General features: G+C 40.5%; 14 protein-coding genes. 12 read left to right on the top strand and 2 right to left on the bottom strand.

Annotation, left to right across the window (positions count from 1 at the left end):
• Positions 1-42: 42 nt before the first annotated feature.
• Positions 43-1017, bottom strand: coding sequence for a DMT family transporter (locus ACFQRG_RS13470; RefSeq protein ID WP_380966830.1), 975 nt, complete (start codon positions 1015-1017; stop codon positions 43-45).
• Positions 1018-1108: 91 nt separating this feature from the next.
• Entirely contained in the window at positions 1109-1843 is a 735-nt protein-coding gene (locus ACFQRG_RS13475; protein WP_380966832.1) for a GntR family transcriptional regulator, read from the bottom strand.
• A gap of 230 nt (positions 1844-2073) precedes the next feature.
• On the opposite strand from ACFQRG_RS13475, the gene ACFQRG_RS13480 reads away from it, so the two are divergent.
• The 12 genes from ACFQRG_RS13480 to ACFQRG_RS13535 all read left to right on the top strand — a co-directional run bounded on the left by ACFQRG_RS13480 (position 2074) and on the right by ACFQRG_RS13535 (position 12913).
• The gene (locus ACFQRG_RS13480) at positions 2074-3060 is read left to right on the top strand and encodes an SIS domain-containing protein (RefSeq protein WP_380966834.1); all 987 of its coding nucleotides are present in this window, start codon (positions 2074-2076) and stop codon (positions 3058-3060) included.
• A gap of 265 nt (positions 3061-3325) precedes the next feature.
• Positions 3326-4636: an ABC transporter substrate-binding protein gene (locus ACFQRG_RS13485; protein WP_380966836.1), complete on the top strand. Its 1311-nt coding sequence runs from the start codon at positions 3326-3328 to the stop codon at positions 4634-4636.
• A 13-nt stretch (positions 4637-4649) separates the two neighbouring features.
• Positions 4650-5531, top strand: a complete 882-nt coding sequence (locus ACFQRG_RS13490; RefSeq protein WP_380966838.1) for a carbohydrate ABC transporter permease — start codon at positions 4650-4652, stop codon at positions 5529-5531.
• 3 nt (positions 5532-5534) lie between these two features.
• Positions 5535-6434, top strand: coding sequence for a carbohydrate ABC transporter permease (locus ACFQRG_RS13495; protein ID WP_380966840.1), 900 nt, complete (start codon positions 5535-5537; stop codon positions 6432-6434).
• 18 nt (positions 6435-6452) lie between these two features.
• Positions 6453-7280, top strand: a complete 828-nt coding sequence (locus ACFQRG_RS13500) for a PfkB family carbohydrate kinase (RefSeq protein ID WP_380966842.1) — start codon at positions 6453-6455, stop codon at positions 7278-7280.
• A 211-nt stretch (positions 7281-7491) separates the two neighbouring features.
• Positions 7492-7797, top strand: a complete 306-nt coding sequence (locus ACFQRG_RS13505; RefSeq protein ID WP_380966844.1) for an urease subunit gamma — start codon at positions 7492-7494, stop codon at positions 7795-7797.
• Between the two features lie 109 nt (positions 7798-7906).
• Positions 7907-8284 (top strand): urease subunit beta, encoded by a 378-nt coding sequence (locus tag ACFQRG_RS13510; protein WP_380966846.1) that lies wholly within the window; start codon positions 7907-7909, stop codon positions 8282-8284.
• Positions 8285-8361: 77 nt separating this feature from the next.
• Positions 8362-10080 carry an urease subunit alpha gene (ureC, locus tag ACFQRG_RS13515; protein WP_380966848.1) on the top strand — a complete coding sequence of 573 codons (1719 nt, stop codon included), beginning with the start codon at positions 8362-8364 and terminating at the stop codon, positions 10078-10080.
• Positions 10081-10154: 74 nt separating this feature from the next.
• A complete protein-coding gene (locus ACFQRG_RS13520; RefSeq protein WP_380966850.1) occupies positions 10155-10646 on the top strand; it encodes an urease accessory protein UreE in 492 nt (163 codons plus the stop codon).
• Positions 10647-10651: 5 nt separating this feature from the next.
• The gene (locus ACFQRG_RS13525; protein ID WP_380966852.1) at positions 10652-11362 is read left to right on the top strand and encodes an urease accessory protein UreF; all 711 of its coding nucleotides are present in this window, start codon (positions 10652-10654) and stop codon (positions 11360-11362) included.
• A gap of 22 nt (positions 11363-11384) precedes the next feature.
• Positions 11385-12008 carry an urease accessory protein UreG gene (ureG, locus tag ACFQRG_RS13530; protein WP_380966854.1) on the top strand — a complete coding sequence of 208 codons (624 nt, stop codon included), beginning with the start codon at positions 11385-11387 and terminating at the stop codon, positions 12006-12008.
• 5 nt (positions 12009-12013) lie between these two features.
• Entirely contained in the window at positions 12014-12913 is a 900-nt protein-coding gene (locus tag ACFQRG_RS13535) for an urease accessory protein UreD (RefSeq protein WP_380966856.1), read from the top strand.
• Positions 12914-12955 lie beyond the last annotated feature (42 nt).

Genomic DNA, 12955 nt, shown 5'->3' on the forward strand with positions numbered 1-12955 from the left:
GGGGATCACAACTAACCTCCCTTTTCTTTAATTCTTGTTTTGTTATCTTTTTAGATTAGGTGCCCCCTGTTCGATAATAGTCTGTCTTTCACTTTTTCGATTAATAACTACAATTCCGCTGGCAACAAGAACAAGTGCGCCCAAAATATAAAAAGTTAAATGCTCACTCGGAATAAATATTGCTGACAAAATTGTGCCGGCGACAGGAACAACGAACTTATATATTGAAACCTCCCCGGCTTTATTATATTTAAGTAATGAAAACCATAATGAAAAGGCAACTGCAGATAGAAATGCAGAGTAAATTAACAAAGCCCAGCCTGATAGTGTAAAATGCATAGAGCCTGGTTGAAGCTTCGGAAACCCGATAATAAGCATGGTAAACGAACCGAAAAACATTTGGTAGCCGGTTAATGCAAATGGATGAATGTCAATTGAGAGTCTTTTGGCCAGAAAAGTACCTAATGCATTAGACAGACCAGCCAAAAGAAGAAAACCTTCGCCTAAAAAGGAAAAATTCAACGAAAAATCTTCTCCCCAGTTTGCAAGCACAATACCTCCAAAACCTGCAATTAATCCAAAAACTTTACGCCAATTTAAACGATCGTCCGAATATATAAAATGGGCCATAATAACAACAAAAAACATTTCACTGGAAGTTAAAATAGCACCTTTCATACCTGATGCATGAGCCAATCCAATATAAAAAAAGAAGTATTGCAGACTTGTTGTAAAGAATCCCAGACTTATAATTGCCGGTAAATGACGCCGCTTAAGTCTTAAAGCTTTTCTATCAACAATAAACATTAAAACTAACAGAATAAGTGAGGCCATCATAAACCGCATACCTGCAAAGACAATTTGTGCCAATAAGTTATTTTCAGAAATTCCGAGTACATGATAGCTGACTTTGACGGCAGGAAAGGCACTGCCCCATAAGATAGAGCAAAAGACAGCAATAATAATGACCCAATATCTTTTTGTTAAAAAAGCTTTAAAATTCTTTGGTTGTCCCAAAATTGCCCAACTCCCAAAAAAACATTGTATTATGGCATCTTCCTGTTTTAGCAGGAAGGCAGGTAACCCCGTCCGTCAAAAAGGGTGCACCTTACTCCTCAACACTTTCATTAACAGTAAAAGTCACTTTACTCCCGACCGCATAAAATACAGAAGTATGAACAGGAATGTGGTTTTTATCATAGGCAATTTTTTCAACTCTAAACAGCGGTTCGCCAACTTCACAATTTAACAGCGGCGCCTCTATTCTTGTAGCGAGTGCAATGTTTAACTCTCTTTTACTTGAGAAGGGCTGGGTATGATAAATATCTTTTAAAATTTTATAAGTGGATAATGAGTCTTCTATATATTGATCCAGATTCGGGAAGCGGTTCAAAGGATAGTGTGCGGTATCAAGCATTAAAGGTTCATCATCCAAATATAATTGTCTCACTAGTTTTAACACGGGTGCATCTTTCGGGATATTAAGTTTCTCTTCAAGATCCGGTGTTGATGATATGACTTCTTTGGAAACAACATGAGAATTAGGCTTTTTCCCAACAGTTTCTACGAATTCAGAAAATCCGGTGACAGCAAGGAGTTCGCTCTTAAAGGGGCGGTGTTTAACAAACGTTCCTTTTCCTTGCTGGCGGTCCAGGATGTTTTCTTCAACAAGATCGCTGACCGCTCTTCTTGCGGTGATTCGGCTGACCCCGTATTTTTCGCATAGTTCGATTTCAGTTGGTATTCTATCTCCGTATTTATAAACGCCTCTAGAGATTTCTTCTTTTATAATACTTTTCAATTGTTCATATAATGGCTGAGCACTATCAGCATTCAGTTTCATAGTATTCACCTGCAAACATATTAGATTATCCTTCTTTTATCATACTAATTCTTTTCTAGGTAAACAATTCCATTAGTAAAAATATTCAATGATAGTTAATTTTCATAAAATTATTGACAATGGTTATCCATGGTTTTATTATAATGTTATATAACGTTATATTCAAGTGAAGGAGGATAGCAGATACTTAAGGCACTTATTAATGAAAATTCATTTTTATTGGAGGTTATATGATGGCAACACAATTAACAGCTGATAAACAGGTACAAGAAGTTTTAGATGCGCTTAAAGGCAAAACTATAAAAAATGTATTCTTTGTCGCTTGCGGCGGTTCTTCAGCACTGATGTATCCAAGTAAATACCTTTTAGATCGGGAAGCGAAAACAATTGAATCGGATCTCTATTCTTCGAACGAGTTCATTCACAGGAATCCAGTAAAGCTTGGCAAAGACTCATTGGTTATTTTATGTTCTCATGCAGGCAAGACGCCTGAAACGGTCAAATCAGTCAGCTTTGCGAAAAGCAAAGGCGCAACAACCGTGGCTTTGACACATGAGCTTGGTTCGCCATTAACAGCGGATGCTGATTTTGTCTTACGTTATGAATGGGGCAAAGAAGCAAATGCCTTTAACACAAACTATAGCTTTATGTATCAGCTGGTTATGGGGCTTGTTTCTATTTATGAAGAAAATGATAATTATCAAAAAATGTTAAGCAGTTTGGATCAGCTGCAAACGGTATATGATAGGGCCTTAGAACAGTTTAAAGACAAAGCAGAACAGTTCGGTCATGATTATAAAGACGAGAAAATCATTTATACAATGGGAAGCGGCGCGAATTACGGGATTGCCTACTCATTTGCGATATGTATCTTAATGGAAATGCAATGGATTCATTCACACGCCATTCATGCCGGGGAATACTTCCATGGACCGTTTGAGATTCTGGATAAAGATGTGCCATTTATTATTTTGCTAGGTTTGGATGAAACACGGCCGCTTGAAGAAAGAGCCTTGAAGTTCTCAAAACGATTCGGAGAAAAACTTGTTGTATTAGATGCAAAAGACTTTGACCTGAAAGAAATTGATGAATCTATGAAAAAATATATTGCGCCGCTTGTTTTGAATCATGTGCTTAGACTGTATGCAGAAAAATTAGCGGATGAAAGAAATCACCCGCTTTCAGAAAGAAGATACATGTGGAAACTTGAATACTAAAGGATGTTCAAAAAGTCCGGGAAACATGGCTGTCGAATTTCTTCGTTGCGTCGCCGCTCCGGTTCTCACGTAGGTTCAGACTACGCTCCGATCCTCGCGGCTTCCGCGCCTCGAACTTCTCGGCCTTGTTTGTCCTCCTTTTGAACACATATTAAAAAATAAATATTCAATCCAGGAATTGGGGATGTGCCGATCCTCAATTCCTTCCTTATATCATTATACCATTTTCGCACTGAAAATTCTAATAACGGGGGGTGCAGCTGTCTTGAAAAAACTTTTATGCTTGGCAGCGGCTTTGCTTCTATTCACTTCCGTAATAAGCGGCTGTTCACATTCTGAAAAAAGTACAGCCAAAAGTACATCATCATCTCATAAAGATGGCCAAATTACATTGAAATTTATTCATCGCTGGCCTAAGGAACCGGAAAGATCTTATTTTGCGAGCGTTGTTAAAGAATTTGAAAAGGAAAATCCCAATATTCACGTTCAAACAGAGGCGGTTTTAAACGATGCTTATAAAGAAAAAATTCGTGTTTTAGCGGGAACGAATCACCCTCCCGACATTTTTTATTCATGGAGCGGAGAATTCGCTGATAAATTTGTCCGCGGAGGGAAAGCGTTGGATTTAACCCCGTATTATGAAAAAGACAAAGCATGGTCAAGCCGATTAGCGCAGTCACAAATTAGTCCTTTTACGTTTAATGGAAAGATATACGGTGTCCCATTATTTATGGATGGGAAAACTTTTTTCTACAATAAAAATATTTTTCATAAGCTCCATTTGGATCCTCCAAAGTCATACAACCAATTGATAGAAGATTCAAAAGTAATAAAATCAAAAGGCTATATACCGATTGCATTTGGAGATAAGGCCCCTTGGGCGATTGCTCATTATATTGGAACGTTAAATCAACGAATGGTGCCGCAAAGTGTTCTTAAAAAAGATTACAACCGTAAGACAGGCACTTTTACTAACCCTGAATATGTAAAGGCATTGGAAAAACTTAAGGAGTTAAATCCTTATTTCAATAAAGATGTTAATGCAATGGATCACGAGTTTGCAAGGCAAATGTTTAATGACGGTAAAGCAGCCATGATGTTTTTGGAAACGAATGAAATAAGCTTAGTTGAACCTGATATTCATTTCAAACTTGGTTTCTTTGATTTACCGGGTATAGAAGGCGGACAAGGCCGGGCGGATATTATGTCAGGTGCTCCTGAAGGATTTATGATTTCATCAAAAACGCAGCATCCGGAGGCTGCTATGAAATTCCTCGAATTTTTAACGAATAAGAAAAACGGACAAAAGCTTGTTAAAGATGCCGGGTATCTAAGTCCGGTCGATGGTGCACTGACAAAAGATAATTCAACAAAAGCGATGCGCGACGCCGCAACTCAGGTAAAAAATTCAAAGGATATGGCCGAGTGGCTTGATTCTGCGCTTGATATTCGAATTGTAAACGCATACTTAGAGGGTGCGCAAATGATGTTAAATGGCGATATGACACCCGAAGAAGTGATGAAGGGCGTTCAAAAAGCCGCAAAAAGCGTAAGAGAGCTTGCCAATGTAAAATAAAGGAGGGACATCAATGCCAAATCAGAGAAAATGGTTCCCATATGTATATTTGGCTCCCGCTTTAATTATGTTATTGCTGTTTGTCTATTATCCTATTATTTGTAATTTGTATTACAGCCTGTTTGATTGGAGCTCCTTTACACCAACAATGCAATTTAAGGGGCTTGGAAACTTTATTGATTTGTTTCATGATCCAATTTTTTATACAGCTTTAAAAAATAATATATGGTATGCGGTGATATCACTTATTTTTCAAGTGGGAGGCGGGCTGATCCTTGCGGCAATTTTAGAGGACAAGCTTGTGAGGAGATTTTCTCCATTTTTTAGAACAGTATTTTTTATACCGGTAATCATTTCTATTACTGTTATTGCTCTATTGTTTGACTTCTTTTATAATCCTGAAATTGGATTGTTAAATAAGCTTCTTGATTTAATTGGATTACACGGGTGGACAACAGGTTGGTTAGGTAACGGTCATACAGCGATTTTCGCAGTTATTGCCGTCTCGCAGTGGCAAAGCATTGGGTATATTGCCATGCTGTTTATCATTGCTATTCAAAAGATTCCGAATGAAATCTATGAGGCAGCTGAAATTGACGGTGCAAGCAAGATTAAGCAGTTTTTTCATGTAACAGTCCCAGGGGTTAAAGAAATGGCCTTTGTTACGACGATTGTTACGCTGACTCAAGCGTTTACAGTTTTTAATGAACCAAATATTTTAACTGACGGCGGGCCGGGTTATTCCTCACAAGTCCTGGCAACCTACTTGTATCACTCAGCCTTTGAAAATGACTCAATGGGTTATGCTTCAGCGATAGCAACAGTTATTTTGGCCATAACGTTAATTATTTCAGTGATTCAGTTGAGATTATTCCGTTCGGGAAAGGAGGTATAATCTATGGAAACAGAAAAACAGTATGAATACACTCAAGCCAATGTCTTATCGAAAATTGAGCCAAAAAAACTGTTAAAAACAAAAAAGCCTTTCTTGAGCGGATTTGTTGTATACTTTATTTTGATCGTTTATTTTATCATCATTGCTTACCCTCTCCTTTGGATGGTTATGAATTCCTTCAGAAGCTCAAAAGAAATTTTAGGCGACAGCTGGGGATTTCCAAAGGAATTTTTAATACAAAATTATGTTGACGCATGGCAAAGCGGGATTGCCGGTTATTTTCTCAACAGTGTGATTGTAACAGTGGCTACTTGTGTTTTAACGGTTTTAATCAGTGCGATGGGCGCGTATGCTTTTTCAAGATTTCAATTTAAAGGGAAAAATATTTTGCTTATATTCTGTCTAGGCGGACTGATGTTATCGCCGCAGGTAAGCTTAATCCCTTTATATAAACTCATGCAAGCGCTTCACATTTATAACACTTATTGGGCAATGATTTTGCCTTATGTTGCTTACCGGATTCCATTCACGCTGCTATTGATCCGGGCGTATTTCTTATCAATACCGAAAGAACTTGAGGAGTCAGCCAGTTTGGACGGCTGCAGCAACTTGCAGATATTTACGAAAATCTTCTTGCCATTAAGTAAGCCTGTATTAATGACAGCAACAGTCATGACCGGTTACTTTGCATGGAATGAGTTTATGTTTGCGATCGTTTTTGTTGATAATGATAAATTAAGAACAATTCCGGCCGGCCTTATGCAGTTTCGGGATGCCTTGCAAACGAATTGGGGCGTCTTGTTGGCCGGGCTAACGATTTCAGCCTTGCCAATTGTCATCTTGTTCTTATTTGCACAAAAATATTTTATTCGCGGTATGGCAAGCGGAAGCATCAAGGGTTAGACGAAAGGGGACTTAACGATGAAATTAATTGGTGCAGGAGATAATGTTGTTGATTACTATTTAGATAGAAATGAAATTTTTCCAGGCGGCAATGCTTTGAATGTTGCCGTTTTAAGCAAACAAACCGGCGCGGAACAAACCGGCTATATCGGTATTTTAGGAAACGACGGACCGGCAGCGCATATCATAGAAACATTAAAAAAAGAACAAGTGGATATAACTAGAATCAGACAAGCTTTTGGTGAGAACGGCATGGCAAAAGTGGAACTCAACGATGAAGGTGACAGGATCTTTGTCGGTTCTAACCAGGGCGGTGTTCAGAAGTCGCTGACGCTTCATTTTACGGATGAAGATTTGGCGTATATCAGGCAGTTTGATATTTTGCATACGAGCGTATACAGCCGCATTGAACATCAGTTGCCTAAGCTTCATCAAATAATAGACATTTCCTTTGACTTTTCAACCAAAATGGATGATGACTATCTTGATGCTGTTTGTCCTTATACGAAGATAGCCTTTTTCTCAGGCAGTCATCTGACTGAATTGGATTGTTGGAATTTCGCTCAAAAAGTTCATCAATATGGAACGGAAATTGTAGGCATTACACGCGGTTCGAAAGGTGCCTTTTTATCAGCAGATAACCATATTTTTGAACAGCCTGTTATTCCAACAGAAGCGGTTGATACGCTTGGTGCAGGAGACACGTTTATCGCAGCTTTTCTCACTCATTATTATAATGGAAGTTCGATTGAACAATCGATGGAAAAGGCGGCAGAAGCCGCAGCGGAAACATGTACACAATACGGGGCTTTTGGCCATGGGCTGTTTTTTACGTCCACAGTATAAATAAAGGTGAATGAGTTTCAACAGCCTATAGTTATGCCTCACGAATACAAACTTATTTTAATCCCGGAAATTCTTTTTGACATAAAGAATTTCCGGGGTTTTTTTATTTCGAACACGGAGATTTTTATTAACTGGAACCAACTTAAAGGTGTATAAAGGTATTTTTACAAGACCATAATGTGGAAGATTAAAAATGCTGGAGGTGGCAAAGGTGCTTACACCTAGGGAGTTAGATAAATTGATGATTTCTTATGCAGGAGATGTGGCTCACCGCCGTAAAGAAAGGGGATTAAAACTTAATCATCCTGAAGCGGTTGCTTTCATTACCCGTGAGCTTCTTGAGGCTGCCAGGGATGGGGAAAAGAACGTTTCAGAGCTTATGGAATACGGCGCCACATTGCTTAAAAAGAAAGATGTCATGGAAGGGGTACCCGAGTTGATTACAAAGATTCAAGTTGAGGGTTTATTTGAGGACGGTACCAAATTGATCACTGTACATAACCCTATCCGTTCATAATTGATAATCCTCTTTCTAAAGCTAGCTAAATAATAAGTTCCCATTTAAAACGCCTGAAAGCATCAATAAAAATAAAAATTCACTTGGTATTAGGAAAGGAAGAATGATTATGATTCCAGGAGAAGTGATATACGGTAAGGGAGATATTGTTTGTAATGAAGGAAGAGAGACAATTGAACTTTCCGTTACAAATACAGGGGATCGTCCTGTGCAAGTAGGCTCCCATTTCCATTTTTTTGAAGTTAATAGGCAATTGGAATTTGATAGAAAGAAGGCTTTTGGCTACAGGCTTGATATTGTTGCAGGTTCATCGACAAGATTTGAACCAGGAGAACAAATGACAGTTCAATTGGTTGCGCTTGCCGGGAAACGCCGAGTTTATGGACTTAATCAATTGACAAACGGTTCTACCAAGAATCCATATCAACTTACTAAAGCCATGGAAAGGGCGGCAAGACTCGGATTTAAAACTAAAGATTCAAAGTGAATCAGGAAAATTAAAATGTCAAAAGATGTCCTTTACACAACATCGGATTAAGATTCTAGATTAAGGGAGCGATGAAGATGTCTTTTAAAATGTCACGCGAGGAGCGGAATTTGCAATTTGGCCCTACAAAAGGGGACAAGGTCCGGTTAGCTGACACAGAGCTATTTATTGAAATCGAGGAAGATAAAACAATTCCCGGTGATGAAGTGCAATATGGTGCAGGAAAGGTCATACGGGATGGTATGGGGCAATCGACGAGCATAGAGAGAAGACATGGCACGCCGGACATTGTTATCACTAACGCAACAATTATTGATTGGTGGGGCATTATTAAGGCAGATGTCGGTATCCGCGACGGAAAAATTAGTGCGATTGGTAAGGCAGGCAATTCGGATATTATGGATAATGTTGATCCGAATTTGATTATTGGTGCATCAACAGAGATCGTTGCCGGTGAAGGGCTTATTCTAACAGCCGGGGCCATTGACTCGCATGTTCATTATATTGCACCGCAACTTTGTGAACATGCTTTATCAAACGGTACGACGACATTTATTGGCGGAGGCGTTGGCCCAGCGGCAGGAACGAACGGTACGACATGTACAAACGGGCCCTGGAATATTCAAAAAATGCTTGAAGCGGCAGAAGGGCTGCCGATTAATATCGGTTTTTCCGGTAAAGGCAATGCATCATATCCAGGTCCTTTAGCCGAACAAATTGAAGCCGGGGCCATTGCATTGAAAATTCATGAGGACTGGGGATCGACGCCTGCGGTTATCGATGCAGCCCTTAAAATAGCAGATGAATATGACATTCAGGTCGCTCTTCACGCTGACTCTTTAAACGAGGCAGGCTTTGTTGAAAGAACGATTGAAGCTTTTGATGGCAGAACCATTCATTCTTATCATACGGAAGGTGCCGGCGGCGGCCATGCACCGGATATTTTGAAAGTGGCCAGTGAACAGAATGTCCTCCCGTCATCCACTAATCCAACTAACCCTTATACTGTTAATACGATGGATGAAGAGATGGATATGTTAATGACTTGCCACCATCTTGATCCGGCAAGTAAAAAGGATGTCCAGCTTGCTGACTCTCGTCTCCGTAATGAAACAATGGCAGCTGAAGATGTGCTGCATGATATGGGTGTTCTTTCGATGATGTCGGCAGACGCCATGGCGATGGGCCGTATCGGTGAAACAGTACTGAGAACGTGGCAATTGGCTGATAAAATGAAACGTCAATTTGGAAAATTGAAAGATGAAACTGGAGACAACGATAATTTCCGTGTTCGGCGGTATGTCGCAAAATATACGATCAATCCAGCTATTACTCATGGCCTTGATGATATCATTGGCTCTATTGAAGTCGGAAAATATGCAGATCTTGTTTTATGGGAACCGGGATTCTTCGGCGTCAAGCCAAATATGGTTATTAAAGGCGGCATGATTTCATATGCACAAATGGGAGATGCAAACGCGTCCATACCTACAACGCAGCCGGTCATACACCGACCGATGTTTGCTCAATTCGGAAAGGCTATTAAGACAACTTCTTTGACGTTCGTTTCTAAGGCATCACTTCGTAACGGGATAGGTGAAAGACTTGGATTAGAGCGCGAGTTGTATGGTGTGACAGGCTGCCGCCATATCACTAAAAAAATGATGAAATTAAATAACTTAACCCCTCAGATTGAAATTGATCCTGAGACTTATGATGTAAGAGCTGATGGTAAGCTTTGTACATGTAAAGCTGAAAAGACAGTCTCCATGGCAAGACGTTACTTTATGTTTTAAAAATAATTGAAGTTTTCAATTTAGTTATAAGAAGTATAGTTTTCTATACTATTTATTTTAGAGGAGGATGACTAGTGATTATTACATCTATTGCAGGTCAATATTCTGAGACAAGTGAACACGAAGCCGACATTGAATATGTCTATTTAGATTCGGAGGAGTGTCCAAAAAAAAGATTTCGGACAACGACAGATAAAGGTACCGAAGTGGGTATTGATCTCCCGCCGGGTCCGCCATTAAGCGAAGGCGATATTCTGTATGCTGATAACAATCGGTTGATTGTTGTTAAAGTTAAACCGACTGATGTCATTGTGGCTAAGCCGCAAACAAAAAAAGAGATGGGCGAGCTTTGTTATCAAATTGGAAACTTGCATCAGCCGCTTCTAGTTCTGGAAGATGAGGTGCTTATCCCGGATGAAAAACAAAATGTAGATTTATTCCGGGCAGTCGGCCTTCCATTTCGTCAAGAAAAGCGGGTATTGCCTCAAGGCTTTGCAACAAAACGTACCGTTCATCGCCATACACACCCGCATCATCACGACGATGCGATGGAACACGGGGCGTGAGAAGGATGTGGGAACTGCTTCAATATACTGACAGCGCTTTTCCCACAGGAGCTTTCACGCATTCTTACGGCATGGAAAGTCTTGTTCAAGAGAAGGCCATTCATGATTTGAACAGTGCTGAAAAATGGCTTGTCCGTTGTTTAGCGAAAGGCTGGGCGCCAACCGATGGGTTAGCCATCCTTTTAGCTTGGCATGCAGTAAACGAGGCAGATGCACTTAGTATCCGAAACGAGCAGTTATTTGAGAATCTGGCGGAAATCGATATGACGCTGACCGCCTCCCGTCCGGCGAAAGAAGCAAATGATGCTTCTGTATCTACCGGTAAGCGCTTATTAAAAGAGGCCGTACAAATCCAAGACTCGCCGATACTTTCGGGTTATTATGAATGGATCAAGGGCCAGAAGCTTTTCAACTTTCTTGGGAATTTTTCAGTCGTCTACGGTATTATCGGCGCTTCGTCGGGATGGCCGTCAGAGCAAACAGGACTTGCCTCTGCATATGCAACGTCCGCCGGGCTTGTTGCGGCACTGATAAAACTTGTGCCGCTCGGTCAAAGTGAAGGACAGCTGTTATTGAGCCGTCTTTCCAAGCCGCTTTTTGATGCCATAACTGAACAGAAGAAAAAAACCCTTAGAGAGCTTGGTGCTTCTCTACCCCTTTGGGATATTGCGCAAATGAGACATGAATCATTATATTCACGTCTATTCAGATCTTAATATTTATAAGGAGGTTGAAATTATGAAACCAGTACGGATTGGTGTTGCCGGGCCTGTCGGCTCCGGTAAGACCGCTTTAATTGAACAATTAGTAAAACGAATGAAAGATCAGTATAGTACAGCAGTGATTACAAATGATATTTTTACAAAAGAGGATGAGAAAATCCTTGTACGGACAGGTGTGCTTCCTCCGGAACGGATTAAAGGGGTAGAAACAGGCGGGTGTCCGCATACGGCTATTCGCGAAGATGCGTCAATTAATCTTGATGCCATTGATGAGATGGTTGGCCGCTTTCCAGACCTCGACATCGTCTTTGTTGAGAGCGGCGGCGACAATTTGGCTGCAACCTTCAGCCCCGAATTAGCGGATTTTGTTATTTTTATCATTGATGTCGCCCAAGGCGAGAAAATTCCTCGCAAAGGCGGACCGGGTATTATGAAATCAGATCTATTTGTTATTAATAAAATAGATCTTGCCCCGCTTGTCGGTGCCAACCTTGATGTCATGCGAAGCGATACGGAACGCATGCGCGGCAATAAGCCGTACAAAATGACAAACCTAAATAACGGAACTGCAGTGGATGAAATTGTTAGCCATTTACGTAAATATGCCTTGTTAGAGGATTTGAAAGAGGAAGGAGCATAACCCTTATGAATCCCAAAGGATGGCAGCAGAGAATTTCAGTTGCTTGCGGTGAGGATAACAGAACGCATCTTGTTGAAAATTATGCAGAAGCCCCTTTGAGAGCGTTCGGTCCTTACTCTGATCCAAAAGGGCTTAAAATGAGACTTGTACAAATTGGCGAAGGGATTTTACAGGGTGATCATTATAGAAATACATTTACCGTCGGAGCAAATGCTACGCTAGTGATTGATACAGATTCATATACGAAGATTTATAAGGCGCCAAAAAGATCTTCGTCGCAGAACATGAAATTTTCAATTGGGCCCGGCGGAACATTGTATTACCTTCCAGACCCGGTTATCCCTTTTGCAGGTTCTGATTTCACACAACGGACAACAGTAGAGCTGGATGAAGGATCCCGGGCAGTATTATGGGATATACTTACCCCGGGGAGGCTTGGTTCTGGAGAGTGTTTTCAATATAAACGTTTCCTCAGTGAAACACGTGTGATATCGAAAGAATTAGGTGACCGCTTTCCTCTCGTTTGGGACAGGCAATGCTATGAGCCAACTAAAGCGGATCTTAACCAACCGCCGTTTTTTGGCGAATTTACTCATATTGGAAATCTGTGGATTGTAGCGTGGGGCGAATCAACTAAGGATTGGCCAACAACCGATTGGATTAAAAGCGTTCGACTAAATTTACAAGAGCGCAATATTATTCCTGAACCTTACCTTAAGCCATTTGAGGATGAAGAAGAAAATCAAAAAGAATCAATAGTGGCTTTGCCGAAAAAGCGCAACTTTTACGGAGAAATCAGTCAGCTGACGTGCGGCGTGCTTGTCCGTGTCCTCGGAAAGTCAGCTGAAGACATCGTGAATTTTTTCGATCAATGTGTTGAAAGTCTTCATCGGCAAGGGGAATAATCAGGGTAATGAGGAAATAGCAGTATGTCCTTTTTACGAAAA

Origin of the sequence: Scopulibacillus cellulosilyticus, assembly GCF_042665295.1 — a bacterium.
In the GTDB taxonomy this organism is placed as follows: Bacteria; Bacillota; Bacilli; order Bacillales; family Sporolactobacillaceae; genus Scopulibacillus_A; species Scopulibacillus_A cellulosilyticus.

What these genes read in the sequence shown, in the direction of transcription:
- ACFQRG_RS13475 (WP_380966832.1), bottom strand. Translation starts at nt 1,843, where the DNA reads ATGAAACTGAATGCTGATAGTGCTCAGCCATTATATGAACAATTGAAA.
- ACFQRG_RS13480 (WP_380966834.1), top strand. Translation starts at nt 2,074, where the DNA reads ATGATGGCAACACAATTAACAGCTGATAAACAGGTACAAGAAGTTTTA.
- ACFQRG_RS13490 (WP_380966838.1), top strand. Translation starts at nt 4,650, where the DNA reads ATGCCAAATCAGAGAAAATGGTTCCCATATGTATATTTGGCTCCCGCT.
- ACFQRG_RS13495 (WP_380966840.1), top strand. Translation starts at nt 5,535, where the DNA reads ATGGAAACAGAAAAACAGTATGAATACACTCAAGCCAATGTCTTATCG.
- ACFQRG_RS13500 (WP_380966842.1), top strand. Translation starts at nt 6,453, where the DNA reads ATGAAATTAATTGGTGCAGGAGATAATGTTGTTGATTACTATTTAGAT.
- ACFQRG_RS13510 (WP_380966846.1), top strand. Translation starts at nt 7,907, where the DNA reads ATGATTCCAGGAGAAGTGATATACGGTAAGGGAGATATTGTTTGTAAT.
- ureC (WP_380966848.1), top strand. Translation starts at nt 8,362, where the DNA reads ATGTCTTTTAAAATGTCACGCGAGGAGCGGAATTTGCAATTTGGCCCT.
- ACFQRG_RS13525 (WP_380966852.1), top strand. Translation starts at nt 10,652, where the DNA reads ATGTGGGAACTGCTTCAATATACTGACAGCGCTTTTCCCACAGGAGCT.
- ureG (WP_380966854.1), top strand. Translation starts at nt 11,385, where the DNA reads ATGAAACCAGTACGGATTGGTGTTGCCGGGCCTGTCGGCTCCGGTAAG.
- ACFQRG_RS13535 (WP_380966856.1), top strand. Translation starts at nt 12,014, where the DNA reads ATGAATCCCAAAGGATGGCAGCAGAGAATTTCAGTTGCTTGCGGTGAG.